Origin of the sequence: Bradyrhizobium lablabi (assembly GCF_018131005.1) — a bacterium.
GTDB lineage: Bacteria > Pseudomonadota > Alphaproteobacteria > Rhizobiales > Xanthobacteraceae > Bradyrhizobium > Bradyrhizobium lablabi_D.
The window spans coordinates 88,955-115,094 of record NZ_JAFCJK010000011.1 but is presented as its reverse complement, the minus strand read 5'-3'; the positions used below and the strand labels follow the sequence as shown (position 1 = coordinate 115,094).

Genomic DNA, 26,140 nt, shown 5'->3' with positions numbered 1-26,140 from the left:
CGCTTCAAGAAACAGTGATTACACCGTGCTGTCGCGCTCTATCGGCGTCCCGTCAAGTCCGCATGACCGCGATTCCTTGCCCGTGTTGCCGCCATATGCTCAAGTCAACTTTCCCGCGCGATGCCGCTGGACCATCCGCCTCCGGCGCCCGCCGGGTCCATGCCGGAGCCTTCATGACGCCTGAGCCGTCCGCCTCGCGAAACCGGCTGGTGCTGGTTGTGTACACCGCTGCGATTTTCGTGAGCGCATTGCTGCTGTTCTCGGTGCAGCCGCTGTTCACCAAGATGGTGCTGCCGCGGCTCGGAGGCTCGCCGGCCGTGTGGTCGGTGGCGATGGTGTTCTTCCAATCGCTGCTGCTTGGCGGCTATGCCTACGCGCATGTCCTGATGAAGCTCCGCAGCCGCCTCGTTCCGGTCGTGGTGCATCTCGTGCTGCTCGTCGTCGCGCTGTTGACGCTGCCGCTGTCGATCAAAAGCGGCTGGGGCGAGCCGCCGACCTCGGGCTATGCGTTCTGGCTGCTCGGCTTGTTCGTGGTATCGATCGGGCTGCCGTTCTTCGCGCTCGCCGCCAACAATCCGCTGCTGCAGGCCTGGTTCGTGCGCACCGGGCACCCCAACGGGCCCGACCCGTACTTCCTCTACGCGTCCTCGAACATCGGCAGCTTCCTCGCGCTGCTGTCCTATCCCGTGCTCCTGGAGCCGATGTTCACGCTGCGCAGCCAGAACCTGATCTGGACCTGCTTCTATGGCCTCCTGATCGTGCTGATCGCGGGCTGCGCTGCGCTGTTGCTGCGCTCCCCGGCCAATGCGGGCCTGCTCAACATGCCGGCTGACGACGCGGACGCGCCAGCGCCGTCATGGATGTTGCGCGCGCGCTGGATTTTCCTCGCCGCGGTGCCGTCGGGCCTTCTCATCGCCGTGACCGCGCATATCTCGACCGACGTCGCCGCCGCCCCCTTGCTCTGGGTGTTGCCGCTTTCGCTGTATCTTCTGACCTGGGTGCTGGTGTTCCAGTCGCGGCCGCTGCTGCCGCACAAATGGATGCTGCTGGCGCAACCGCTGGCGATCGCGGGCGTGATCATCCTGCTCGCGGTCGGCGGCGAACAGAACCTGCTGCTGACGCTCGGCGGCCATCAGGTTTGCTTTTTCGTCATTGCGATGGCCTGTCATGGCGAACTGGCGCGAACGCGCCCCGCTGCCAAATATCTTACCGGCTTCTACGTCGCGCTGTCGTTCGGCGGCATGGTCGGCGGCCTGTTCGCGGGCCTGATCGCGCCCTTCACCTTCTCCTGGGTTGCGGAATATCCGATCCTGCTGGCGCTCGCGGCGCTATGCCGTCCGCCCGGCGGCGCCGAGCGGCTGCCGCGCTGGAGCGCCTGGTACTGGCCGTTGCTCGCAGTGCTGGCGATCGCGTTGATCGCGCCGGCCTATTCGGTCGGTAAGGCATTCTCCTGGGTTGATGACCGGCGGGTGTGGGTGATCGGTGCGGTCGGCGTGCTCTCGGCGCTGCTGGCGCTGGCGCTGAACGCCAACCGTTGGAAGATCTTTGCGACCGTCGTCGTCGCGCTGGTGCTGCTGCGCGCGTACCCGTCCGACGAGGGGCGCGTCGAGACGGTGCGCAGCTTCTTCGGCGTGCACAAGATCGTGGTGACGCCGAACGGGCAGTATCACGTGCTGATGCACGGCACCACGATCCACGGCGCAGAGAAGTTCAAGAATGACAACGGCACGCCGGTCACCGGACGGCCCGAGCCGATCACCTACTACCACAAGGACGGCGGCATCGGGCAGGCGATATCGGCGATGCGGGAGCGCAAGGGCGCGCCGCTGAAAGTGGCCGTGATCGGGCTCGGCTCGGGCACGTTGACCTGCGCGTCCGAGCCCGGCGAGCAGTGGAAGTTCTTCGAGATCGACCAGTCGATGGTCGATACCGCGCGCGACCCGAAATACTTCACCTATATCCAGAGCTGCGAGCCGGATTTAAAGCCGGTGATCGGCGACGCGCGGCTGACATTCGCCAGGGAGCCGGACGGCATCTACGATCTGATCATCATCGATGCCTATTCGTCGGACGCGATCCCGATCCATCTCGCGACCGAGGAGGCGATGGCGATCTACAAGCAGAAGCTGGCGCCGCAGGGCGCCGTCGTGATGCATGTCTCCAACCGTCATCTCGAGCTCGCGAGCGTCATCGTCGGCATCGCCGATGCCAACGACATGAAAAGTTGGGTCTACAGCGAGGATTCCGGCCGCGACAACGAGTATATCTTCTCGACCTCGGTCGTGGTGTCGGCCCGCGAGGAGGCCGATGTCGGCAAACTCGCGTCTTCCGATTTCTGGGCCGAGACCGAGGCCGACGAGAAGCAGCGGGTCTGGACCGACGATTATTCGAATGTGCTGGGAGCGGTCTATCGGCGCCTGCGCGACGGCGACCAGTAGGCCGCCGCTGCGCGCGGCATGCGATTGCCGTAGCACGGCGAAATGGCGCTGCTACTGATAATAGCCGGGCTGCTGCTGCTGATAATAGGGCCGCGGCTGGTAGTAGTAGCCCTGCGGCGCCGGCGCGTAACCTTGGTTGCCGTAATAGTACTGCTGCTGCGGCTGGGCGTAGACGCGGCGGGCGATGCGAGGCGCGGGATAGCGCGGGTCGGTCGAACTGCCATCCGCCGGATAGATGTAGCCGTCATTGACGCGGGCCTGCGCCGGGTAATCGCGCGGCTGCGGCGTCAGCACGACGGGATCGCCGATGGTGCCGTCTTGCTGCGTGCCGCGGGCGACTGCGGTGCCGTTGCGCAGGCGCGGATTGCGCGCCAGCGCGACCTGGGACGAACCGCTCAGAGTGACCGTGGTGCTGAGCACGCCCTGCTCCTGCACGAGCGCATAGAGCGTGGCCGCATTGGCGCGCGACAGCCGCACGCAACCATGCGAGGCCGGACTGCCGAGCTTGCTCACGGAATCGGTGCCATGGATTGCATGGCCGATCTTGGTGAAGAAGATCGAGTGCGGCATCGGCGCGTCGTCGAATTCCTTGGAAAAGTGGTCCTCTTCCATCCGGAAAGTACGGAAGGAGCCGCTCGGCGTCTCGTAGGACGGAATGCCGGTCGAGACCGGCCAGTGATAGCGTTCGACGCCGTCGACCGCGACGGTCATCTCCTGATTGTTCTTGTCGACGGTGATTGCGACCTTGGCCTGAGCGGCACTCGCGGTGGCGAGCGTCAGGGCGGTGAAAGCAATGAGGAACGTACGCATTTAATTTTGGCCCTCCAGGCCGATTGCACTGCCGCGGCTCTCCGTCCCCCGGTAATAACTATGCCCGGAATTGGGCTGAAGTTCCAGAGGCGCGCACTTCAAACGCGAATGTGAGACACCGTGCGAAAAAAGGCAGCGGCCGCGTACGCAATCAAGGCGCGTGCTGACTTTTGCGCGAGCGAGACGCGGCAATCGACTCGAATTGGTCATGCTTGTGCAACGATTTGGCCGCAGGAGCGTTTCAAAATCCCGCCTGGCGATGCCAATGCGTCGTGTTTTAAGGAATCAAGATGAAAAAACCCAAGGTCAAGACCGCGGCCGTCTCCGCCGGCCTTTCCGTGTGGCTCCTGTTTGCGGCCGCGTGCCTCATCCTCGCGCTGCTTGCGATCCCCCATACCAGCCATGCCCAGGGCATCGTTCGCGGGGCGCACGAGGGCGCTCATGAAGGTAACCGGATCGCCGGGCCGGTCGGCGGCGTGGTCGGCGGGGCCGTTGGCGCCGGCGTCGGCGGTGCCATGGGGGCGGTTAAGGGCGTGTTCGGTATTCCCGATCGCGGCTGGCATCGCGGTCACCGCTGTCGCGGCTACCATGACGGCTACGGCCACTTCCACTGCTATCGATAGGAACGTCGACCGCGTCGCGGCGCTCCGGATCGCGGAACGTCAGTTTTTCAGCCGGTAGCCGGTTTTGAAGATCCGCGCCACGATGACCATGCAGATGACGAGGAAGCCGACCGTCATGCCAAGACTGAGCGCGACGCTGACGTCGGCGATCTCATAGAAGCTCCAGCGGAAGCCGGAGATCAGGTAGACCACGGGATTGAACAGGCTGATGGTGTGCCAGGTCGGCGGCAGCATGTTCACCGAATAGAAGCTGCCGCCGAGGAAGGTCAACGGGGTCACCACCAGCATCGGGATCATCTGCAGCCTCTCGAAGCCGTCGGCCCAGATGCCGATGATGAAGCCGAACAGGCTGAAGGTGACCGCTGTCAGCACCAGGAAGGTCATCATCCACACCGGATGGACGATGTGCAGCGGCACGAACAGCCCGGCGGTCGCCAGGATGATCAGGCCGAGGATAATCGACTTGGTTGCTGCGGCGCCGACATAGCCGATCACAATCTCGAAATAGGAGACCGGCGCCGACAGGATCTCGTAGATCGTGCCGACGAATTTCGGGAAGTAGATGCCGAACGAGGCGTTGGTGATGCTCTGGGTCAGCACCGACAGCATCACGAGCCCGGGCACGATGAACGTGCCGTAGCTCACGCCGTCCACCTGCGTGATGCGCGAGCCGATCGCGGCGCCGAACACCACGAAATACAGCGAGGTCGATACCACGGGCGCGACAATGCTTTGCAGCAGCGTGCGCCAGGTACGCGCCATTTCGAAGAGATAGATCGCGCGGATGGCATGGAGGTTCATGGCGTCCTCACCGGCACTGCGATTTCGAAGCCCACATGCGCTTGCGGGGCCTCCGCTGCGAGCTTAGAAATCGGAGCGGCGCTGGAAATTGATGATTCTGGTTCGGCATTCGAGCTTTGAAGTCCGTGTGACGGGCGGCAGCAAGCTGACAGGAACTTCAAACCTGCCGCACCAGGCTGACGAAGATGTCCTCAAGCGAGGACTGCTCGGTGTCGAGGTCCGAAATCCTGACACCCGCATTTCGAAGGTCGGTGAGCAGGCTGGTGATGCCGGTGCGATCGCCCTTGGTATCGTAGTCGTAGGTCACCGCGCGGCCGTCGCCGGACAGTTCCAGATTGTAGGCGGCGAGCGCCGGCGGAATTGTATCGATCCTGTCGTGAAGATGCAGCGTGAGTTGCTTCTTGCCGAGTTTCTGCATCAAGGTCGCCTTGTCCTCGACCAGGATGATCTCGCCCCTGTTGATGACACCGACGCGGTCGGCCATCTCCTCAGCCTCTTCGAGGTAGTGCGTGGTCAGGATGATGGTGACGCCCGAGGCCTGCAACGCGCGGACGACTTCCCACATACCCTTCCGCAGTTCGACGTCGACGCCCGCGGTGGGCTCGTCCAGGAAAAGCACTTGAGGCTCGTGTGACAGTGCCTTCGCGATCATCACGCGGCGCTTCATGCCGCCCGACAGCGTGACGATCTTGTTGTCCTTCTTGTCCCACAGCGACAAGTCCTTCAGCACCTTCTCGATATGTGCGGGATTCTTCGATTTGCCGAACAGGCCGCGGCTAAAGCTGACGGTGGCCCACACCGTCTCGAAGGCGTCGGTATGCAGTTCCTGCGGAACCAGCCCGATCATGGATCGCGCCGCACGATAGTCCTTGATGATGTCATGGCCGCCCACCGCGACCTCGCCGTGAGTCGGATTGGCGATGCCGCAGACGATGCTGATTAGCGTGGTCTTGCCAGCGCCGTTAGGGCCGAGCAGTGCAAAAATCTCGCCGCGCCTGATCTCGAGATTGATGTTGTTCAGCGCCTTGAAGCCGGAGCCGTAGACCTTCGAAAGATTGGAGACGGAAATGATCGGCGACATGGCTTGGGTGATCGGTGAGGTATGGAGGCAGGGTAGGGCGCTTCCATGCGCACCTGGGCGAGGAAAATGTCCCCACGAGATAGGAACGCAAACTGCGTTTCGCAATGCGTCACGCCGGACCGATAGAACAGGAAATTCGAGGAAGCCTAGCGTTGAGCGATGTCCAACTGAAAGCCGAATACGTCGAAGCCACTCTGCTGAAAATCGAGCTCGGGAAACCGGACGAAGCCCAGCCCTTCATATATCTTCCACGCGGCCCGCATCATCTTTGTGGTGTGGAGCACGACGCGTGCCTTGCCGGCGCGGCGTGCCTGCTCGATACAGAAGAGCACGAGTGCCTTTCCGACGCCCCTGCCGCGGGCCACGTCGCTCACGGCGAGCAGGCGCAAGCCGGCCGCATCCGCGATCGTCGGTGCGGTGCCGCCGGAGCCGTAATGTGTCATGTCGTCGATGTAGTCGATGCTGCCAAGCAGTTGTCCCGCTTCATCTGTTGCGACGAACACCGTCACCGACGGCCGCGCGACGCGCGTGCCGACATCGGCCAGCATGGCGTAATAGTCGGGCTGTTGCTGCGGCGTCGGCATGCCGGGCAGTCCGGCGTAGGCCGAAACCAGCAGCTTGCCGAGCGCGGCATATTCATGCGCTTTGCACGGCCGGATGGTCCAGTCTGGTGCGGACAACGCCATCTGTCGATCAACGCTTTTTCGCCGGCTTCTTGGCTGTCGACGCGCTGGACGCCGGGTGCGCGGGCTGCTCGCTCTGCTCGGGCAGTTTCGAGACGGTCATGATCTGGAGCTGATTGTTGGCCGGCGCGTTGGGCCGCGCGGGATCGAGCAGTTGCTCCTCGCCGAGGCCGACCGACTGCAGACGTTTCGCGGAAATCTTGAAGGTGTTGACCAGGATGTCGCGGACTGCGTCGGCTCGGCGCTGGCTCAGCAGCGCGTTGTTCTCCCGCCTGCCGGTCGATTCGATGTGGCCGACGATCAGGAAGGTGTAGGGCAACAGTGACGCGTGGGTCAAGGCATCGGCGATGCGCCCGACCGTCTGATAGGACGCCGGCAGGATGATCGGCGTATCGACGTCGAACTGGATGTCGACATTGAAGGTAGGCAGGTTGGCGAGATCAGGTGCGATCGGCGGGCGCTTTTGGGGCGGCGGCTCATTCTTCGAGCGGGATTTCGAACGTTCGGCTACCTGCTGGCGCAGCGCGGGAACGTCGATGTCGGCCGGCGTCTCGAAGTGGTTGAGTTTGGCGATGACGTCGTCGCGCGTGATCGCCGTCTGCGCGAGCGCCGGCGACAGCGGTGCGGCCAGCAGCGCCAGCGCGCCCAGCACGCCGATGTCGCGCAGGTCTCGCGCAAAAGAGCGCATCACTGATACCCCGCATCAAGAATAGCCTGCGCGCAGTTGCGGCTCACGCCTTTTGCCGTGACGAGGCAGGGGACAGATTTGCTGGTCTCCTTTGTCGAGCCGCCGCACAGTTTGACAATCTCGCGGGTGCAGGCATTGGCCACCGTGACGCGGGCCGCGATCCGCTTCTGGATCGCATCGAAAGTCGAGAGGTAACTGGATTTGCACTGTGGCGTCAGGACGTCCTGATTGCGCGAAAGGCATTCCTTGAGGCGATTGGAGTCAAGATTGACGCCGCGGCAATTGGCGGCGATCTCCGCGCCGCAGTTCTTGGCGAGCAGCGCCGTGGAATCGCCAAAGCTTATCGTCTCCGCAACCGCCAGCGACGGCGCGGCAAGCACAATGGCAAAAAGGATAGACCCTCCCCGGACCATGACCCCATCTGAACCCATGAATTCAACGATGGTCAAGGGCTACGATTAGAGAAGGCCGCTCTGTCACACCCGCTCCACAAAACTGTCGACGACCTTTTTCTCGCCGGCCTTTTCGAATGCGATGGTGAGCTTGTTGCCGTCGATCTTCACCACATGGCCGTAGCCGAATTTCTGGTGAAACACACGGTCATCGAGCGAGAATTCCGAGACCGTACCAGTGGATTTCGCGACCAGTTCGCCCTCGATTATCATCGGGCCGCGCCTGGCGCGTCCGAAGCCGCCGGTAGAGGCATCGCTTCGCGAGCCTGAAAATGAGGACTGCCGCTCCTCGAATCCACCGCCACCGCCGCGGTTGCGATTGGCTTGGGCGCGCTGCCAGCCCGGCGTCGCGTAGCTCGAGCCGAACGATTCGACATTATCGAAACGCGAGGGACCATAGCCGCCGGCGCCGCCCCAGCCGGAGCCGCCCTTGGATTCCGTGATCTCGACATTGTGTGCCGGCAACTCGTCGAGGAAGCGCGAGGGGATCGTGGTCGACCAGGTGCCATGGATCCGCCGATTGGTGGCGAAGTAGATCTTTGCGCGGCGGCGGGCGCGGGTCAGACCGACATGGGCGAGGCGGCGTTCTTCCTCCAGTCCTGCGCGGCCTTGTTCGTCGAGCGTGCGCTGGCTCGGGAACAAACCTTCCTCCCAGCCGGGCAGGAACACGTTGTCGAACTCGAGGCCCTTGGCCGAGTGCAGCGTCATCAGCGACGCCGCATCGTCGCCGGTCTCGCCGTCGCGGTCCATCACCAGCGAGATGTGTTCGAGGAAACCCTGGAGGTTCTCGAACTCCTCCATCGAGCGCACGAGTTCCTTCAGGTTCTCAAGCCGTCCGGCAGCGTCCGCGGAGCGGTCCTTCTGCCACATCTCGGTATAGCCGCTCTCGTCCAGCACGATCTCGGCGAGCTCGGTATGTGACGTCACCTCGGACTGGGCGCGCCAGCGGTCGAATTGCATCACGAGATCGCGCAGGGAACTGCGCGCCTTCGGTTTCAGTTCGTCGGTCTCGACCACGGCGCGCGCGGCCTCGAACAAGGGGATGCGGCGCTTGCGCGCGTGTTCGTGCAGCATCTGAACCGTGGCGTCGCCAAGTCCGCGTTTCGGTACGTTAATAATGCGTTCAAAGGCGAGATCGTCCGCGGGCGAATTGATCGTGCGCAAGTACGCTAGTGCGTCGCGGATTTCGGCGCGCTCATAGAAGCGCGGGCCGCCGATCACGCGATAGGGCAGGCCGAGCGTGACGAAGCGATCCTCGAACTCGCGCATCTGGAAAGAGGCGCGCACGAGAATGGCGACCTCGTTGAGGTTCTCGCCCGCGCGCTGCAGGTCCTCGATCTCCTCACCGATCGCGCGCGCTTCCTCTTCGGAATCCCAGGAGCCGGTGACGGTGACCTTCTCGCCGTCGACATCCTCCGTGCGCAGCGTCTTGCCAAGCCGCCCTTCATTGTGCGCGATCAGATGCGAGGCGGCGGCCAGGATGTGGCCGGTGGAGCGGTAGTTGCGCTCCAGGCGGATGACCTTGGCGCCGGGAAAATCGTGCTCGAAGCGCAGGATGTTGTCGACCTCGGCACCGCGCCAGCCATAGATCGATTGATCGTCGTCGCCGACGCAGCAGATGTTCTTGGGCCGCGAGGCGGGGGGCGCTAACGCCACTTGCGCCGCTGCCGCCTCTCTGCGTGGATCCTCGATCGGTCCCGGAATGATGGCCGAGAGCGGCTCGCCCTGCTGCGAAGGCGCCTGAGACAGCAGCCGCAGCCAGAGATACTGTGCGACGTTGGTGTCCTGATATTCGTCAACCAGGATGAACTTGAAGCGGTTCTGGTACTGCCTGAGCACGTCAGGATTTTCGCGGAACAGACGGATATTCTCCAACAACAGGTCGCCGAAATCCGCGGCGTTGAGGATTTTCAGCCGCTCCTGGTAGGTCGCATAGATCTTGCCGCCCTTGCCGTTGCCGAAGGAGGCCGCTTCGCCCGACGGCACCTGCGCCGGAGTCAGGCCGCGGTTCTTCCAGCCGTCGATCAGGCCCGCCAGCATCCGCGCCGGCCAGCGCTTGTCGTCGATGTTCTCGGCCTGCAGCAACTGCTTGAGCAGCCGGACCTGATCGTCGACGTCGAGTACGGTGAAATTGGACTTGAGCTGCACCAGTTCGGCATGGATGCGCAGGATGCGGCCGCCGATCGAGTGGAAGGTGCCAAGCCACGGCATGCCTTCGACCGCCTGACCCAGCATCTGGGCAAGACGCAGCTTCATCTCGCGCGCCGCCTTGTTGGTGAACGTCACCGACAGGATCTCGTGCGGCCGCGCGCGGCCCTGGCTCAGAATGTGTGCGATGCGCGTGGTCAAAACCCGCGTCTTGCCGGTGCCGGCGCCGGCCAGCACCAAAACGGGGCCCTCGAGTGTCTCGACCGCCTCGCGTTGCTCGGGATTGAGGCCGTCAAGATATTGCGGTCCGCCCATCGCCGCCCGTGCACGCGCGGCGATTCCGCCAGCTGCGGGCTGGTGGTCGGGAACGGCGTGATGAGGCAGCTTGCTCGGCTCGGTCATGCGCGAATCGTCTCGGCCCCACGATGGCACCGCGGGACGGTGAAAGGGAGCCTTCTTAGCAGGGATTGAAGGCGATATAGGGCCTGATCGGCCGTATTGACAGGTTCTGTCGGGACAGTCCACGGCCTGTCGCTCCCGGTCGTTCGCCGATCTGGTTCCCTAAACCAGCAAAAATTTCCAGGTTTCACGGTTAGGAACCCGCGTTCCTCCCCAGGATTGTCCTCGCAAGTCTCGCGCCGGGCGCCGGCTCGCGCGCGAGGGAGCGAAACGAAACAGAGGTTTGATCATGCTGAGCTGGGTCGTCACGTTTTTAGTCATCGCCCTGATCGCGGGCATTCTGGGCTTCGGCGGCATCGCGGGCGCCTCTATCGAAATCGCCAAGGCGATCTTCTTCATCGCCGTCATCCTGTTCCTGGTAACGGCGGTGATCGGGCTGGCGCGGGGGCGCACGCGGGTTTAGCCGACGGTCTATTTCGAGGGCATCGCCACGTTACGGCCGATGCCCTCGGGACGCGGCATCGCCGCATGGCTGCCCGCAATCGCCTGGGCGCGGGTGCGAATTTCAGGCGGAAATGGCGCAACCTTTCGCGCCTGCATGTCGATGTGAAGCGACAGATTTTCCGAGGTCGCCGAGAGCCAGCCCTCGGTCGCATGGCGCATCTCCTCGAACGTATGCAGCCGCTTTTCGTCGGTGCCGAGCAGATAGACCGAAATCTGCACGGGATCACCAAGGTGGATCTCTCGCAAATAGCGCACGTGGCATTCCGCGGTGAAGGTCGAGCAGTGTCGCTCCTTCATGTAGGCAGGCCCGATGCCGAGCTGCAGCCACATCTCGTCGATGGCGCGGTCGAACATCACGTTGTAATAGGCCATGTTGAGATGTCCGTTATAGTCGATCCATTGCGGCTCGATCTGCATCACCGAGGAGCGGAACGGGGCAGGCGGAAGCGGTATCTCCCCGGCGGCAGTCACGGTCGTCATTGGCCCTCCATGTTGTCGGTGAGGTTTGAGCCGCAGCTCTCTTGACCCCTTATACAACCTTTGCCACGGTCGGCTGAAGTCGGGAGGAAGTTTGACGTGGCGACAACGAATTCGAGCGATGTAACGCGTCCGGAGCCGCAGGCTTTGAAGAGTGCGATTGAAGCGCTGGCCGCGCGGTTCGGCAACAGGCTCGTGACGTCGCAGGCGGTACGCGAGCAGCATGCCCATACCACGACATGGCTGCCGACCCAGCCGCCGGACGCCGTGGTGATGGCGCAGGAAACCCCCGACATCCAGGACGTGGTGCGGATTTGCGCCAAGCATCGCGTGCCCGTGATCGCCTTCGGCACCGGAACCTCGCTGGAAGGGCAGGTCAACGCGCCGGCGGGCGGCGTGTGTATCGATCTGCGCGACATGAATAAGGTGCTGGCGGTTCATGCAGAGGACCTCGACTGCGTGATCCAGCCGGGCGTGACCCGCAAGGCCCTCAACGAGCACCTGCGCGACCAGGGCCTGTTCTTCCCGATCGATCCCGGCGCCGATGCATCCCTCGGCGGCATGACCTCGACGCGCGCCTCGGGCACCAACGCGGTGCGTTACGGCACCATGCGCGAGAACGTGCTGGCGCTGAAAGTGGTGCGCGGGGACGGCGAGATCATCACCACCGGCACGCGCGCCAAGAAGTCCGCGGCCGGCTACGACCTGACGCACCTCTTCATCGGTGCCGAGGGCACGCTTGGAATCATCTCCGAACTCACGATCCGCCTGCGCGGCATTCCCGAGACGATCGCCGCGGCGGCCTGTTCGTTCGAAACCGTGCGCGGCGCCTGTCAGGCGACAATCATGGCGATCCAGACCGGCATCCCTGTTGCGCGGATCGAGCTGCTCAATGCCGCGCAGGTGAAGGCCTGCAACAGCTATTCCAAACTGTCGCTCCCGGAGACGCCGCTGCTGCTGCTTGAGTTCCACGGCAGCGAGGTGGAGGTCGCCGAGCAGTCGAAGAATTTCCGGGACATCGCCGCGGAGTGCGGCGGCGGCGAGTTCACCTGGACCACCAAGCCGGAGGATCGCACCAGGCTCTGGCAGGCACGGCACGACGCCTATTGGTCGGTGAAGGCGCTGCGCCCGGGCGCAGGTGTGGTCGCGACCGACGTCTGCGTGCCAATCTCGCGGCTCGCCGATTGCGTCACCGAGACCGAGGACGATTTGGCGCGGCTCGATCTGCTGTCGCCGATCGTCGGCCATGTCGGCGACGGCAATTTCCACTGCTCGCTGGTTTGCGACATCGACAACAAGGACGAGATGGCGCGCGGGGAAGAGTTCATGCACCGCCTGGTCGAGCGCGCCCAATCCATGGGCGGCACCTGCACCGGCGAGCACGGCATCGGCCAGGGCAAGCAGAAATACCTTAAGGCAGAACTCGGCCCGGAGGCGCTCGACGCGATGCGGGCGCTGAAGCGCGCGCTCGATCCGCAGAACATCTTCAACCCCGGGAAGATCGTTCCGGCGGCCTGAGGCATCCTGTTTCCTCGCGCCGACCGGGTTGCAACGTTCGCGAGGGGAACTTTTTCGTTGGCATGGCGTCTCCTTTACGGCGCAGTGTGACACGTTGCGCAGGGAGGAAGCCGTGGTCAGACGGACAATCGGAATTGCGATCATTGTCCTTGCGGTGGCGCTGTCGGGTGCTGCGATAGCCAAGGGTGGCGGCGGTCATGGCGGGGGCCACGGCGGCGGTCATGGAGGAGGCCATGGACATGGCGGCGGCTTTGGCGGAGGTCATGGTGGTGGCCGTGGCCATGGCGGCCATGGCTTCGGTCACATGCATTTCGGCGGCGGACATCATTTCGGCGGCGGGCATCACGGCGGGTTTGCGCGGTCGCGCGCGTTCCGTTATGGCTTTTCCGGCCATCGTTCCTTTGCATCGCGCGGTCACGCGAATTTCGGCCAGATTCGAAATGCCGCGATCAGATCCGGCAACGCACGCAATTCCTTCAACTCGCTGTCGCGCAGCGGCGCATTCCGCAACGGCCGCTTGCTGAGCAATCCGGCGGCGCGCGCGCAGTTCGCAACCGCTGCGGCGCTCGCCGGCTGGCGTGGCGGCGCGGCTGCAAACGGCTGGTGGCAGCATGCCGGCGGCGGTTATGGCTGGGTCGGTCCGCTGTTCTGGCCCTTCGCCTACAACGACATCTATGACTACGCCATCTGGGGCGACGACATCGGCTTCTGGGGCTACGGCTATCCGGACATCTATGCCGGCATCTTCGGACCTTACGGCTATAACGACCTCAGCGGCTATCTGCCCGATCGTCGGCCGGGCCGACGATATCGCGGCGGCCGGATCGAGCAGATGTGCGGCAACGACAGCCGTTCGGTTGCGGGCCTGCCGGTTGATCAGATCGCGGACGCCGTGCAGCCGACGGAAGCGCAGGTCGCTGCGCTCAGCGAACTCGGAAGCGCCTCGCTCGCCGCCGCGCAAACCATTCGTGCGGCATGCCCATTGCAGGTGGTGCTGACCGCGCCGAACCGCCTTGCCGCCATGCAGCAACGGATCGAGGCGATGATCGCGGCGGTCGGAACGGTGAAGCCGCCGCTAGAGAAATTCTATGGCCTGCTCGACGACGAGCAGAAGGCGCGGCTGAATGCGCTCGCCGAGAACCAGCGCAAAGAATCCGCGGCAAGGAATCCCGCGGCGGCGGTTGCCCAGAACTGTGGCGCTGCGCAGTCGGCTGTGCAGGAATGGCCGACCGGAGAGCTCGAGGCCAGATTGCAACTGAACGCCACACAGCGCGGCGCTCTTCAAGTGCTGCAGGACACCAGCGCCGACGCAGCGCAGAAACTCAAGGCGGCGTGCCAGACCAACGAGACGATGACGCCGCCCGCGCGGCTTGACGCCGTCTCGAGGCGGTTGGACACCATGCTGCAGTCAGTCAAGGACGTTCGTGCGGCGCTCGAGGATTTCTACGCCACCCTCAGCGATGAGCAAAAGGCTCAGTTCGAGGCGATCGGTCCAAGGCGGTCGGCCTGAACTCACGAATGAATTTGAAAGAGCACCCGGCGCTGAAGGGCGGTCAGCCTTCGCGCTGCGATCATGCGGGCGCGCCGAGCGTGCGCACGGCTTCGTCGACGCTGCGAAACACATGGTCCCTCGGCAGCACATCGTAGAGATCGAAGCGTTCGAATGCGGCCTGAGCGCGGGTCGATTCCAGTCGTGCGACGGCCACCGTCACGCCGTTGTCCCGGCACTCCCGGAACAGGTCTCGTAACGCCTGCGCGGCGGTGAAATCGATTTCGACCATACCGCCCGCTTCGATCACTAAAAGCCGCGGCTTCGGTGTCGATGCGCCAATGACCTTGAGCACATCGCTTTGGAAGCCTGTGGCATTGAGGAACGACAGCGGCGCCTGCAGGCCGAAGACGGCAACTCCCGTCGCGTGTTCGCCCGACAGGCGCGGGCTTGCCGGCCACCAGATCGTGGTGCCGGGCACCCGAACGAACTCGATCAGCCCGCCTCGCGTCGTGGTCCAGATGCCGTGCAGCAGCGACAACACGATCCCGACGGCAACGCCTTGCTCGATCGGCAGTACGATGATGGCGGCAGCCGTAGCGACGACCAGCAGGAACTCGCCGAACGATTGCCGGAAGATGGTGACGATCTCCGTTACGCGGATGATGCGCAGCGCGACGAACAGCAGCACACCGCCAAGCGCGGCGTCCGGCACCTGCCGCAGCAGCGTCGCGCCGAAGGCAAGCAGGGCAAGGACGATCGCGGCGGCAAACAGCCCGGCCAATTGGGTGCGGCCGCCCGTCTCCGACACGATGCCGGTGCGCGGCGGACTGGCATCGACCGGAAACGACCCGAACAGGCCAGACAGGATGCTGCCGGCTCCGGCGCCAAGAAAATCGCGATCGACGTCGGCCGGCTTGTCGGGGTCGGAGCGGAAGGAGCGCGTCGTCGCCGCTGTCTGCACCATGACGACGATCGCGATCAGGAGCGCCAGCGGCAGCAGCTTGACCCATTGCTCCGGCGCGATATCGGGAAACGAGGGCCTCGGCAGCGTGCCCGGAACGGCGCCGACCACCTTGACGCCCTTGCTTTCAAGATCGCCGGCGATGACCGCAATCGTCGCGGCGACGAGGCCGATCAGCGCGCCGGGGATGCGTGCGCTGATCTTTTCTGCGCCCGCGACGACGGCGAGCACGCCAAGCCCGATGACCAGCGTATGGAGGTTGGTCTGCGCGAGCTCCCGGGCGAGGACTCCGACCTTGTAGAGCGTCGGCCCGTTCGGCGTCGGCAGGCCGAGCACGCCCGGCAGTTGCGAGACCAGGATGTGGACGGAGATGCCGGCGAGGAAGCCGACCGTCACCGGCGTCGACAGCAGGTTGGCGATCCAGCCGAGCCGGAACACGCTGCCGGCGATCATGATCACCCCGACCATCAGCGCCAGCGCCATCGCAAGCGCCTGATAGTCGGGCGAACCGCTCGTCGCCATCAGCGCCAGTCCGCCGGCGAAGATCGGCGTGATCGTGGAGTCGGCGCCACAGGACAGAAAGCGGTTGGCGCCGAGCATGGCAAAGCCGAGCGATCCGCCGATGAAGGCGAAGAAGCCGATTTGCGGCGGGAAGCCGCCGAGCCGCGAGGTAGCCATCTGCTCGGGGATCGCGATCGCCGCAAGCGTCAGCCCTGCGATCAGGTCGCCCGGCAGATCGCTCGGCCGGAAGGAGGCCAGCGAGCGAAAGATCGGCCAACCGGCGTGTCTCGCAACTTGCTGGGCCATCGGTCTCGACTCTCTCCTGGCGACTTGCAAGGATGGTCGGGAAATATTCCGATATCGCGCGGCCAAAAGCCAGCGGAGTCACTGCCGCGCAATTGCTACCGGCGACGCACCTCGGTGATCGCCTTGCGGACTGCGGCCAATGGCGCCGTGTCGTCGAAGTCGAGGCTTTCGCCCTGCATCGTCAGGCCGAGCTCGCGCCAGAGCGCGGCGAGATCGGGCGACACGGGCCTTGGTCCCATCTCGTTGTGCAGGCGCGTCAGCACGTCGACGCCGACGGCCTTGTCGGCGGTCGACAGCACGCGCTCGATCGACCACTCCTTCTCGTGGTTGCCGCCGGCGGCAATGACGCCGCGCATGGCGTCTTGCAGACCAAGCCTGTTGCCGGTGCGCTTGCGGATCTCGATATCGGCAAGCAGGGCGAACGTCGCACCGCCCCAGTATTTCCGACCCCAAGTGCCGGTATTGTCCAGGCCCTGGTCGCCGGGCTGCGGCAGGCCCTTGGGCATGTCGCGCATCATCGCCTGCCAGATTTCCCGCGCGGTAAGGTCGCCGGCCTGGACGCGCGCGATCGGCTCGACGTAGACGGCGAGCCCCTCGGAGAGCCAGGCGTAGCGATCGTCGAGGTCGGGCAAAGCGAGATGCACCATCTCGTGCACCATCACCCAGTCTCGCCTGAGATCCGCTTCGCTGCAATCGCGACCAACCAATATGCGGATCGCGGCGCCGCGATAGCTCCAGGTCGTGCCGCCGCGAACGCGGGGGCCATCCACCGGCACCAGCAGCAGCTTCAGTGAATCGACCGGAAACCGTCCATAGTAGGTCGCAACCGCCTTGGCCGACGTCTTGACCCAGTCGAGGATCTTGTCCCTCGGCAAGGCAATGTCGCCCGGCGCGAATGCGACATGAATGGTGCCGCCGGCAATTTCGAGATCGGTCTTCGGCAACGTCTCGAAAGCATCATAGGGCATGCGGTCGCCGCGCATGAATTCGGACTGCGCATTGGCATGGAGCAGGGCGGCGCTCGCCAGCATTGCGGCGACAAGCGTCGCCGTGGCGATCGAGCGAATCGACGAAACCCAAATCATCGCAATGCGTCCCGAGCCGGACCGGAGGCGCCGCCGAGGCGTTCGATGAAGCGGCTGTTGGCGACGGCGTCCATGTCTCGGGCCTTCAATCGCGGATAGACGCGGCCGTCAGACATCCTGCCGCGATCCAGCCATGGAGATAGCCGGCGCCGCGTGCGGCGGCACCGTCGGGATCGTCATAGGTCGCAAGCATTTCGCAGAGCACGCCAAACGGAATGCCGTTCGCGGCTTCATCCCACATCATCGCTTCCTCGGTCGGCAGCTCGCGAAACATCGGAGTGGTGTCCTGCCGCCAGGTCAGGAGACGACATGGCTCGGCCAGTGTCATCGCTTCGGGCGGCGTCTCATCGTTCTTCAATGCCATCCAGATCGCGGCGGCGTTGGTCGAAAGGTCGATCCGCCGTGCGCTCGGATGCGGTTCGAAGGCGAGGTCGGTCCATGCCTCGGGCGCGAAGCGGGCCATCGCCGCAAGCGCCAGCACGTCGCCGTCCCTGGCATCGAAGGCGTCGTTGAGCGCCTTTTCCAGCGCCGCAAGGTCGGCCAGTACTGGATGTCTGCTGTAGGGCTCGGCCGCTTTCAGGAAATCCGGCAGCGCTTGCGAGAACCATCGCAGGTTCGGATGCTCTGACGGCCGCGCCTTGACATAGGCGTGGCCCATCTCGTCAAAGGTCTTGTCGCCGAGATAGAGATGCAGCAGCTCGTGGTCGTTGCGCATCGCCTCGACGAGACGCGAGCCGTAGGCATAGCGATAGACGCCGAGCAGCGTCTCCCGCTTTTCCCTGGGGCTGTCGAGGATTTCCGACAGGATTGCATCGTCGCCGGTCAGAATGGCGCGCTGAAATTCGCTCTGCTGCCGCGCGAAATCGCTCATCGCGCCGGTGTGCCCGCGGGCAGGACCCTCTCGGCGATCTCGCGGGTCCTGATAACTTCGACGAGCAGCTCGTCGAGCGGTGGGATGTTGTCGTCACGCTCGATCATCGTCGAGACGCGGCCGAACCGCTTCAATGCAGCGACATAGAGATCCCAGACATCCTCGCACACGGGATGGTCGTGGGTGTCCACGATATGGGTGCCCATGTGACTGTGACCGGCCATATGGAATTGCACCACGCGATCCGCCGGAATGCCGTTGAGGAACGTCAGCGGATCATAGCCATGATTGAACGCGCTGACATAGACGTTGTTGATGTCGAACAAGAGCCAGCAGCCCGAGCGGCGCGACAGTTCGGAGAGAAATTCCCATTCCGTCATCTCGGAATTGCTGAACTGCACATAAGTAGAGACGTTCTCGAGCACCATCGCGCGGCCGAGGAAGTCCTGCACGAGCTGCACGCGGTCGACCACGTGGTCGAGTGCTTCCTGCGTATAGGGGATCGGCAGCAGGTCGTGCAGGTTCTTGCCGTGCACGCCGGTCCAGCACAGGTGATCGGAGACCCATTTGGGCTTGACGCGTTGCGCCAGATCTTTCAGGCCCTGCAGGTATTCGAAATTCGGCGGCGCCGTGGAGGCGATCGACAGCGAGACGCCGTGCATCACCACGGGATAGCGCTCACAGATCTTGTCGAGGATGCGCGGCGGCTGGCCGCCCGGCAGCATGTAGTTCTCGCTGATCACTTCGAACCAGTCGATCGGCGGATTGCCGTGGAGGATTTCATCGTAATGCTGCGCACGCAGGCCGAGGCCGAAACCGAGAAATGGCGGCTTTGCTGACTGCCTCGCGCGCTCACTAAGCGCCGTCGACGTATCGGGCAACCGGCTTGCGACGTTCATGAGATCTCCGCGCTGGTGGCGCCGGGAAGCGGCGCCTGACTTCCAGAAGCTATCCTGTCGGCGGGACCCGGACTGCGCCGAGCCCCGCCTGAACTCCGATGCGGTTAGGCCGGCTCGTATTTGCCCTTGGCGGCAGTGCATTGGTCCTTGGTCATGGCCGAAAAGCCCTGACCCTTGCAGGCGTTCTGGCCCTTGCAGGCATGGTTGCCGCCTTTACAGGCGCTCTGCCCCTTGCAGGCGTTGGCGCCGATGCATTTGCCTTCGCCCGCGGCGTAGGATTGCGTCGACACCGCGGCACCAGCAAGGAAAAGGGTGGCTGCGGCGGCGGCAAGTGCGGCTCCGGATTTGGTCGTAACCTTCATCGGCTCTCTCCTGTGGAAGGACATTGAAGGTGCGCCGCCCGCAAGCCACGATGATTCCGCCCGAAGGCTGCACCCCGCAACAGCTACGATGTACAACCGGCGTTGGTTACGTGACCAGACAGATTTTTTTGAACCGAATTGAAGGTGGCCCCGGTCTTCCAAGGCGATCGGCCCTTGACGAATTTGCCATCGAGCGGCTCGCTGCATCGCACAAGCACTCAGTGGACCGCGCGTGCCGGTATGAGTCTCGCGTCCGACATCGGGCTTACGGTCACGGAAACGTGAGCGAGCGCCTCACGTCGACTTCTGCGAATGGCCTGATGCGCTGACCAGCAGACGATCCAGCGAAGCGGCGCCGGGGCCTGCGATCGCAAGCCACGTGAAGGCGGCGAAATAGGTCGCTTCCTCGAATCCGAGCAGCGTCTCCAGCGAATCGACGTCGCCCCATTTCGCCGCCTTGATCGCGACAATCATCACCACCGCCAGCATCGCGGCGGGGATGCGGGTGAACAGGCCGAGGATCAGCATCGCCCCGCCGAAGAATTCGACTCCGGACACAAAGGGGGTGAGGAGCTTCGGAAACGGAATGCCCCAGCCGACGAAGTTCTCGGTGACCAGCGCGAGATTGTTGAGCTTGCCCCAACCGGACAGCACGAAAGTGTAGCCGACGACGACGCGCATGATCAGCGGCCCGGCCCAGGAAAAATATGACGCGATGCGTGCCGGCAGCAAAATCAGCAGGTCGACGAAGCGCTTCATGGCAAACCCTCTCAGATAAAATCATCACGCGACGACGCCGGCGTTCAAATCGAACGCGCATCGCAGGGGCCAGCCAGGTGCCTAAGGCCGCCTCCTGGCAGTTTCGCCGCGATTGACCCGCTTGTTACGGGCGCTAGCCGATATTTTGCAGTGCCGGGAAGGTTTCCAGCAGCCAGACGCTGACGCTGGACACGGCGCCGGTCAGGAAGCCGATTCCAGTGATCACCATCAGCACGCCCATCACACGCTCGACGCCGTCGAGATGGCGTTTCATCCGGCCAAACAGCGAGGAGAACTGCTTGACCATGAAGGCCGCGAGCAGGAAGGGGATGCCGAGACCGGCGGAATAGACCGCAAGCAGGCCCGCGCCCTTGGTCATGGTCGCTTCCGCCGCCGCGATCGAGAGGATCGCGGCGAGGATCGGGCCGATGCAGGGCGTCCAGCCGAACGCGAAGGCGAGACCCATGACATAGGCACCCCACAGGCCGACCGGCTTGGGCGCGGTCAGACGTCCCTCGCGCATCAGGAGACCGATCCGGGTCACACCGAGGAAGTGCAGGCCCATGATGATGATAATGATGCCGGCAAGGATCGCGAGCTCGCTCGACCAGGCGCGCACCAGCCCGCCGACAAAGGACGCGCTGGCGCCGAGCGCGACGAACACGGTTGAGAAACCGAGCACGAACATCAGCGCTGCCGTCATCACCGCGCGCTTGGAGGCTTGCGTCGTCCCGCCCTGGTTGACCTGCTCGATGGTCGTGCCGGTCAGATAGATCAGGTAAGGGGGCACCAGCGGCAGGACGCAGGGCGACAGGAAACTGACGAGACCTGCAATCATGGCCGCGGGAATGGAGACGTCGTGCATCAGTAAACCTTCGAGGAGCGGGGTGGTTGGTCCTGTCTTGGCGTCTACGCCGCAAACAATCCAGAACTTTCGTCACCTGCCACTTCAACTATCGTCACAGGCCCGTGTCGGCACCTGGCGGCGCCGGTCCAGCCAGTCGCTGGCGAAACAGTCACCGATATGGTCCATAATACGGGCAGCAACGGCCAATCTGGACTTAAATCCGTGCGCATCGGCATTCGCAGCGCCATCTCCGCCCTGGTGCTGACCTCGATCGTGGTCAGCGCCGTCGGCGTGCATCTGCTGTGGTGGCGTACCGCGCAGCAGGTGAGCCGCATGCTCGCCAACACGATCAATGACCAGATCGTCTCCGCCGTCAGCGACGAGCTGCAGTCGATCACGACCGAAGCGCGCTCGTCTATGACGGCGGTGCGGACCCTGCTGACCGAGAAAGTGCTGGACGCGGACGACGTCCGGAAGCGTGAATCCGTGTTCCTGTCGCAGTTGCAGTCGCAACCAACCATTTCCTGGGTCGCGTTCGGGCGGCCGGACGGCTCGTTCTTTGCCGGCCACAAGCTTGGCGAATCCGGCGTCGAGATGCTCACGATGACGATGCCCGACCGCAGGCTGCGCATCGACCAGTACGACTATGCCGGCAACGACATCAAGCTGAGGGACACCAAGGTCGAGGACAGCAAATACCTCGTCACCGACCAGCAGTGGTTTCGTGACGCGATCGCGGCCGATGACGAGCATTGGTCGACGCTGACCACCCATCCGCGCGGCGAACGGCTGGCCGCCGCATTGGCCGTGCCGATCGACGTCGACGGCAAGCGCGCCGGCGTGCTCGCCATTATCATCGAACTGACCCGCGTCTCGAACTTCCTGTCGCAGCTCACGGTCGGCAAATCCGCCGGAGCCTTTCTACTCGATCGCGACGGCGGCGTGATCGCGACGCCGGACCCGGATGCCGACGAACTGAATGCGCTCAAGACCAATCATCCGCTGCTTCCCATTGCGGTCACCGCGATGCAACGGGCCGGCGAGGCCTATAATCCCGGCGAAGGCGAAGTCTTCCGTTCCCAGGTGAGGCGGGACGGCCAGGCCTACGAGGCGGTGCTGACGCCGATCTCGTTCCCCGGCTGGTCACTGGTGACTGTGGTGCCGGAATCCGTATTCCTCGGGCCGGTGCAGACTACGATCCGCAACCTCCTGATCGGGCTCGCGCTGCTGATTGTCGCGGCCGGGCTGCTGTCGGCCTGGCTCGCGCAACGCCTGATCGCCGCGCCCCTGATCAAGGTGGTTGGCGAGATCAAACATGTCGAGCGTTTCGACCTCGACAAGGTCGAGCGGCACCCGTCTCGCCTGGCCGAGATCGGAAATCTGTCGAGCGCGATCGGCGATATGGCGCACGGGCTTTCTGCATTCGGCAAATATATCCCGGCCGATCTCGTCAGGCGGCTCGTCATGGATGGCAACGGAGCGCGGCTCGGCGGCGCGGTGCGGCCGATGAGCGTGATGTTCATCGACCTCGCCGGCTTCACCAGCCTGTCGGAGCGGCTCGGCGATCGGATCATCCCGCTGCTGTCGCGCTATTTCGACCTCGTCTCCGGTGAGATCCAGAAGGAGGGCGGCACCATCGACAAGTTCATCGGCGACGCCGTGATGGCGTTCTGGGGCGCGCCATCGGCCAATTCCGATCACGCCGTCGATTGCTGCCGCGCCGCGCTCGCCTGCCAGCGCGCGGTTGCGGAGGCCAGCCTGACCGACGACAGGGGCATGCCGCTCAGGATTCGGATCGGCATCAATTCCGGCGACATGCTGGTCGGCAATATCGGTTCCGAGGTGCGGCTGAACTACACCGTGATCGGTGATGCCGTGAACATCGCAAGCCGCCTCGAAGGCATCAACAAGATCTACGGATCGACCATCATCATCGGTCCGGAGACGCGGCGTCTTGCCGGCGATTGGGTTGTCGTCCGAGAACTCGACCGGCTTGCGGTCTACGGCCGCGCCGGCGGTCTGCAAGTCTATGAGCTGCTCGGGATGGCCGACCAGCATGCGCCGCCGGCCAACTGGGTTACGTCCTACGAAGCCGGCCTCGCCGCGTGGCGCGCCGGTGATTTCACCGCCGCGATCGGCGCGTTCGAGAAGACATTGGAACTTCGTGGCGAAGACGCCGCGTCAACGCTTATGATCGAGCGCTGCAAATATCAGCTTGCAAACCCCACCGGTGAGGATTGGGACGGCACCACGGTGGCGCGAACCAAGTAGTTCGGTCGCGATGACGGTCCAGAAGGCCTCGGAAACCGGCAAGGCAATGCGTCGGGCAACTCAGCCAAAACCTGTCCAGCCCCCTTGGGAAAAATATTTCTGTTTCCGAATTGCAAATCAGCCCCGGATCGAGAGCTGGATGAACACCGCCTCCCATCTGCGGCGCTTCGTCAAACCGAAGCTTGGCAGGATGATCGGTAGCGACGTGACGCGGCAGGACATTGCGGAGCTCATCGACGGCAAGTTCGGCAAACCCTCGGCCAGCAATGCCCGCCATATGCGCCGCGCGGTATCAGGCCTGTACACCTGGGCGGCGGAGGCAGTGCGGGACTATGTGCAGGAAACCTGCCGTCCCTGCTTCAATCTCCCGAAGTTGCCCAAGGAGCATGCGCGCGAGTGGGTGCTGAGTCTGGATGCGCAAGAGCGCTGCCTTCGCTGCAACGTGGTCGGCGTCGGCCTCTGCGCGCGGCGACTGCCGCCTCTCACGGCGCAAACATCGCAGATAGGCAACGCGGCTCTGGTCGAGGGGGAAGCCGTCACCTTGCCGCTGGAAGACGCCTTCCGCTTCGAGCTTGCCGATGTAGGTCCGGCTGCAATCGAGGTGCAGCGCCAGTGCAGACGCACTGACAGTCGGAACCACTTTGGCGACGGGCGGACGATCAACGGCAACCGGCTCAGACATCGCGTTGGCTCCTGCAGCGTCGCCGCAGGATAGCTCGCTTCCGCTTTGGCGGCATAGCGGACCAATAGAGATGTCTTTGGCACACAACGTCATTTCGCTGCGTTGTCGCGAATTTGGTCGCTGCAGCGCCTCTTGCCCTTGGCGAAGTGTTCCTTTTTGTCGCACGCAGAGCTGCTTCCACCGATGGTAGCATCATAAAATTGAATTTAGCATTCGCCAGGGAGAGTTCCATGAGGCGGCGCGAATTCATTACCCTTCTCTGTTGTGCAGCGACGGCGTGGCCGCATTCCTCGGTTGGCCAGGCTCCGCGCACGACACGACCACTTGTCGGATGGGTTTCAGGGGGTGGGCGGACTGCTTCCTGGACTTTCGTCGAAGCCTTCCTGGAAGGAATGCGCGATTTCGGCTACGTCGAGGGAAAACAATTCGATTTCACGCATCGGTTCGCGGACGGGTACGTGGAGCGCCTCCCCATGCTTGCGGACGAGCTAGTCCGTCTCAACCCCAGCGTTATCGTTGCCCCTGGTAGTGGCCCTGCTGTTGCGGCAAGAAAAGCGACCGCGACAATCCCGATTGTCGCGCCAGCCCTCGGCGATGCCGTGCATCTGGGACTGATAGCAAGCGAGGCGCGACCGGGAGGCAACGTCACGGGGATATCGCCGTATGTACCGGGACTGCCGGCCAAGCAGTTGGAGTTCGCGCGGGAATTCTTGCCCAGCGCCGGCAGCATCGGTGTGCTAGCCAACTTGGTTGATCCGAAGGCGCCACCTCAGTTGCAGGAGCTAAGGGATGCCGGCCAGAAGATGGGGATTATAGTAGTCGCGGCGGAAGCCGACACGCCGGGCGATCTCGACAACGCTGTACAGTCGCTGGTCAGCCAGCGGATTGACGTGATCATCGTATTGCAAACCTCGATGTTACTAAGCGAGCGAAAAAGAATTGCTGCGTTGATAGCGGCGGCCCGGATCCCAGCGATCTACGGATACCGCCAGCATGTGGAAAGCGGTGGGTTGATCAGTTATGGAGTAGACCTTCGCGCGTGCTTTACCCGCGCCGCCTATTTCGTCGATAAAATCCTGCACGGGGTCCCGCCGGCCAACCTACCGGTGGAGTTTCCAACCAAGCTGGAGATGGTGATAAACCTTCCTGTTGTGAAGGCGCTCGGCCTGACCATCCCTAACTCGTTGCTGGTACGAGCCGACACGCTGATCGAATGAGGGCCGGGGGGCGTTCTGCTCGCCCAACAAGGCACCGGGTCTGTTGTAAGCCGCGGCGGGCGCTTGTTTCTCAATGGGTCAAACCCGGACTTCTTTCCGCCGAGTGCAGAGGGCGGTCTATTGTCAAGCTGCGCAATTCTGCTTAGGCAGCCGTGTTGCTTCCCCCTGTAACTGCAACCACGGATTTTCTTGGGGCAGATATCCTCAAATTCCGATTGCCGGTTAACCGAGGTCAACCGCTGTCCGGATTTTGAAAAACTTTACGGCGATCCGTCTAGTTTAGGTCAGAACGGCCTAGTCTTGACAAACCATCGCGCCGACCGTCATCAACGCCGATCCAAGCGGGATTGCCGGTCCAACGTCGCGGACAATGGCGGGCGACGGGTGCTCAGTCTGCAACGGCAACATGACAGCTTGTTTAGCGGTTCGTGGTGGACCGTCCGACATTGCGACCGCGCGCATCGTAGATGGTCATCTGATTGCCGGTCGTCGTCTCGCGGCTGATGACGTTGCCACGGCTGTCGTAGGTCGTCACCGTGCCTTGGCTGTCGGTCGCGGACCGGCCGACGACCTTGCCGCTCGCGTCGTAGAACGTGCGTTGCTGTGCCGAGGCTGCGTCGGTCATCATCGCGAGCACGAGCAGCGCTGGCAGGATCATCTTAGGCGTGGTGTTTGTCATCCGGCCGAATGTAGCACGCGGGACGAATCAGGGTATCCGGGCGGCACTTCGCAGGCGATACCTTGTTCCCGCCCCAAAACGTGGGGAACGGCCCCCCCGTGCTTTTGTTGCACGGGGCCCATGGGTGCAATCGGCACCCGGCTTTCCCTGGGCCCTCCTTGATGAGAGGGCGCGAAACGATACTCAAAGCTCGGGCGAATCACGTTGCGAGATCGCGGTCTCATATCCGCACCGCTGTCTGACAATTGGACTCGAACCCATCCCCGAGATTGCGACCAGCTCGCGACAAAATTGCAAAACAACTTTGCGCTGAAGGGACGAAGCAATCCATCGTTCCGCGTTCGCCGCGCGATGGAATGCGTCGCGGAGCCTGTCATCGGGCGCGCATTCGCGCGACCCGGTGGCAAGCAATGACGGGTTGGGACGGCGCGTCCGTTCGCTCGCAACGAGGTGCAGGGAACGGCGCGACGCCCTGCTCCTTTGATGCTCGTGCTGGTGCAGGCGCGCACTTGCACAACCGGACTGGCTTTGTCATAGATCATGACAAGTAAGCTGCAACGTCACGACGCAGTGGCGGACAACAACA

The 26,140-nt window shown here is 63.6% G+C and carries 24 protein-coding genes; 8 read left to right on the top strand and 16 right to left on the bottom strand.

What is annotated here, in order from left to right:
- Window positions 1–173: 173 nt before the first annotated feature.
- A complete protein-coding gene (locus tag JQ553_RS28270; protein ID WP_212503323.1) occupies window positions 174–2,438 on the top strand; it encodes a spermidine synthase in 2,265 nt (754 codons plus the stop codon).
- A 51-nt stretch (window positions 2,439–2,489) separates the two neighbouring features.
- On the opposite strand, the gene JQ553_RS28265 is transcribed toward JQ553_RS28270, so the two are convergent.
- On the bottom strand, window positions 2,490–3,248 hold the full coding sequence (locus JQ553_RS28265; protein WP_212503322.1) for a L,D-transpeptidase: 759 nt from the start codon (window positions 3,246–3,248) through the stop codon (window positions 2,490–2,492).
- A 290-nt stretch (window positions 3,249–3,538) separates the two neighbouring features.
- Here JQ553_RS28265 and JQ553_RS28260 point away from each other — a divergent pair, with 290 nt between their 5' ends.
- Window positions 3,539–3,871, top strand: a complete 333-nt coding sequence (locus JQ553_RS28260) for a hypothetical protein (RefSeq protein WP_212503321.1) — start codon at window positions 3,539–3,541, stop codon at window positions 3,869–3,871.
- 39 nt (window positions 3,872–3,910) lie between these two features.
- Here the strand turns inward: JQ553_RS28260 and JQ553_RS28255 are convergent, their stop codons facing one another.
- The 6 genes from JQ553_RS28255 to JQ553_RS28230 all read right to left on the bottom strand — a co-directional run bounded on the left by JQ553_RS28255 (window position 3,911) and on the right by JQ553_RS28230 (window position 10,126).
- Window positions 3,911–4,672, bottom strand: a complete 762-nt coding sequence (locus JQ553_RS28255) for an ABC transporter permease (RefSeq protein ID WP_212503320.1) — start codon at window positions 4,670–4,672, stop codon at window positions 3,911–3,913.
- Between the two features lie 157 nt (window positions 4,673–4,829).
- A complete protein-coding gene (locus tag JQ553_RS28250; RefSeq protein WP_212503319.1) occupies window positions 4,830–5,753 on the bottom strand; it encodes an ABC transporter ATP-binding protein in 924 nt (307 codons plus the stop codon).
- A 146-nt stretch (window positions 5,754–5,899) separates the two neighbouring features.
- Entirely contained in the window at window positions 5,900–6,439 is a 540-nt protein-coding gene (locus JQ553_RS28245) for a GNAT family N-acetyltransferase (RefSeq protein ID WP_212503318.1), read from the bottom strand.
- Window positions 6,440–6,446: 7 nt separating this feature from the next.
- On the bottom strand, window positions 6,447–7,124 hold the full coding sequence (locus JQ553_RS28240) for an OmpA family protein (protein ID WP_212503317.1): 678 nt from the start codon (window positions 7,122–7,124) through the stop codon (window positions 6,447–6,449).
- Window positions 7,124–7,537 carry a hypothetical protein gene (locus JQ553_RS28235; RefSeq protein WP_212503451.1) on the bottom strand — a complete coding sequence of 138 codons (414 nt, stop codon included), beginning with the start codon at window positions 7,535–7,537 and terminating at the stop codon, window positions 7,124–7,126. Before JQ553_RS28235 ends, JQ553_RS28240 begins: the two co-directional genes overlap by 1 nt.
- 63 nt (window positions 7,538–7,600) lie before the next feature.
- Window positions 7,601–10,126 (bottom strand): ATP-dependent helicase, encoded by a 2,526-nt coding sequence (locus tag JQ553_RS28230; RefSeq protein ID WP_212503316.1) that lies wholly within the window; start codon window positions 10,124–10,126, stop codon window positions 7,601–7,603.
- 286 nt (window positions 10,127–10,412) lie between these two features.
- Between JQ553_RS28230 and JQ553_RS28225 the strand changes: the two genes are divergently transcribed.
- Window positions 10,413–10,586, top strand: a complete 174-nt coding sequence (locus tag JQ553_RS28225) for a DUF1328 domain-containing protein (protein WP_212503315.1) — start codon at window positions 10,413–10,415, stop codon at window positions 10,584–10,586.
- A gap of 8 nt (window positions 10,587–10,594) precedes the next feature.
- Here the strand turns inward: JQ553_RS28225 and JQ553_RS28220 are convergent, their stop codons facing one another.
- The gene (locus JQ553_RS28220; protein WP_212503314.1) at window positions 10,595–11,107 is read right to left on the bottom strand and encodes a thioesterase family protein; all 513 of its coding nucleotides are present in this window, start codon (window positions 11,105–11,107) and stop codon (window positions 10,595–10,597) included.
- A 96-nt stretch (window positions 11,108–11,203) separates the two neighbouring features.
- Between JQ553_RS28220 and JQ553_RS28215 the strand changes: the two genes are divergently transcribed.
- On the top strand, window positions 11,204–12,622 hold the full coding sequence (locus JQ553_RS28215) for an FAD-binding oxidoreductase (protein WP_212503313.1): 1,419 nt from the start codon (window positions 11,204–11,206) through the stop codon (window positions 12,620–12,622).
- 112 nt (window positions 12,623–12,734) lie between these two features.
- Complete coding sequence (locus tag JQ553_RS34995) at window positions 12,735–14,132, top strand: Spy/CpxP family protein refolding chaperone (protein ID WP_212503312.1); 1,398 nt, start codon at window positions 12,735–12,737, stop codon at window positions 14,130–14,132.
- A 61-nt stretch (window positions 14,133–14,193) separates the two neighbouring features.
- Here the strand turns inward: JQ553_RS34995 and JQ553_RS28205 are convergent, their stop codons facing one another.
- From JQ553_RS28205 to JQ553_RS28175, 7 genes are all read right to left on the bottom strand, one after another.
- Window positions 14,194–15,882, bottom strand: coding sequence for a SulP family inorganic anion transporter (locus JQ553_RS28205; RefSeq protein WP_212503311.1), 1,689 nt, complete (start codon window positions 15,880–15,882; stop codon window positions 14,194–14,196).
- Between the two features lie 95 nt (window positions 15,883–15,977).
- Window positions 15,978–16,967: a hypothetical protein gene (locus JQ553_RS28200; protein WP_249144633.1), complete on the bottom strand. Its 990-nt coding sequence runs from the start codon at window positions 16,965–16,967 to the stop codon at window positions 15,978–15,980.
- A gap of 85 nt (window positions 16,968–17,052) precedes the next feature.
- The gene (locus JQ553_RS28195; protein WP_212503310.1) at window positions 17,053–17,838 is read right to left on the bottom strand and encodes a DNA-binding domain-containing protein; all 786 of its coding nucleotides are present in this window, start codon (window positions 17,836–17,838) and stop codon (window positions 17,053–17,055) included.
- Window positions 17,835–18,737, bottom strand: a complete 903-nt coding sequence (locus tag JQ553_RS28190) for a DUF692 domain-containing protein (RefSeq protein WP_212503309.1) — start codon at window positions 18,735–18,737, stop codon at window positions 17,835–17,837. Before JQ553_RS28190 ends, JQ553_RS28195 begins: the two co-directional genes overlap by 4 nt.
- 104 nt (window positions 18,738–18,841) lie before the next feature.
- Complete coding sequence (locus tag JQ553_RS28185; protein WP_212503308.1) at window positions 18,842–19,099, bottom strand: hypothetical protein; 258 nt, start codon at window positions 19,097–19,099, stop codon at window positions 18,842–18,844.
- Between the two features lie 294 nt (window positions 19,100–19,393).
- Window positions 19,394–19,858 carry a DoxX family protein gene (locus JQ553_RS28180; protein ID WP_212503307.1) on the bottom strand — a complete coding sequence of 155 codons (465 nt, stop codon included), beginning with the start codon at window positions 19,856–19,858 and terminating at the stop codon, window positions 19,394–19,396.
- 133 nt (window positions 19,859–19,991) lie between these two features.
- On the bottom strand, window positions 19,992–20,723 hold the full coding sequence (locus JQ553_RS28175; RefSeq protein ID WP_212503306.1) for a cytochrome c biogenesis CcdA family protein: 732 nt from the start codon (window positions 20,721–20,723) through the stop codon (window positions 19,992–19,994).
- A gap of 204 nt (window positions 20,724–20,927) precedes the next feature.
- On the opposite strand from JQ553_RS28175, the gene JQ553_RS28170 reads away from it, so the two are divergent.
- The 3 genes from JQ553_RS28170 to JQ553_RS28160 all read left to right on the top strand — a co-directional run bounded on the left by JQ553_RS28170 (window position 20,928) and on the right by JQ553_RS28160 (window position 24,875).
- Window positions 20,928–22,976, top strand: coding sequence for an adenylate/guanylate cyclase domain-containing protein (locus JQ553_RS28170; RefSeq protein ID WP_312015207.1), 2,049 nt, complete (start codon window positions 20,928–20,930; stop codon window positions 22,974–22,976).
- A 139-nt stretch (window positions 22,977–23,115) separates the two neighbouring features.
- Complete coding sequence (locus tag JQ553_RS28165; RefSeq protein WP_212503304.1) at window positions 23,116–23,691, top strand: hypothetical protein; 576 nt, start codon at window positions 23,116–23,118, stop codon at window positions 23,689–23,691.
- Window positions 23,692–23,888: 197 nt separating this feature from the next.
- Window positions 23,889–24,875, top strand: a complete 987-nt coding sequence (locus JQ553_RS28160; RefSeq protein ID WP_212503303.1) for an ABC transporter substrate-binding protein — start codon at window positions 23,889–23,891, stop codon at window positions 24,873–24,875.
- 418 nt (window positions 24,876–25,293) lie between these two features.
- Here the strand turns inward: JQ553_RS28160 and JQ553_RS28155 are convergent, their stop codons facing one another.
- On the bottom strand, window positions 25,294–25,533 hold the full coding sequence (locus JQ553_RS28155) for a hypothetical protein (protein WP_212503302.1): 240 nt from the start codon (window positions 25,531–25,533) through the stop codon (window positions 25,294–25,296).
- Window positions 25,534–26,140: the final 607 nt, after the last annotated feature.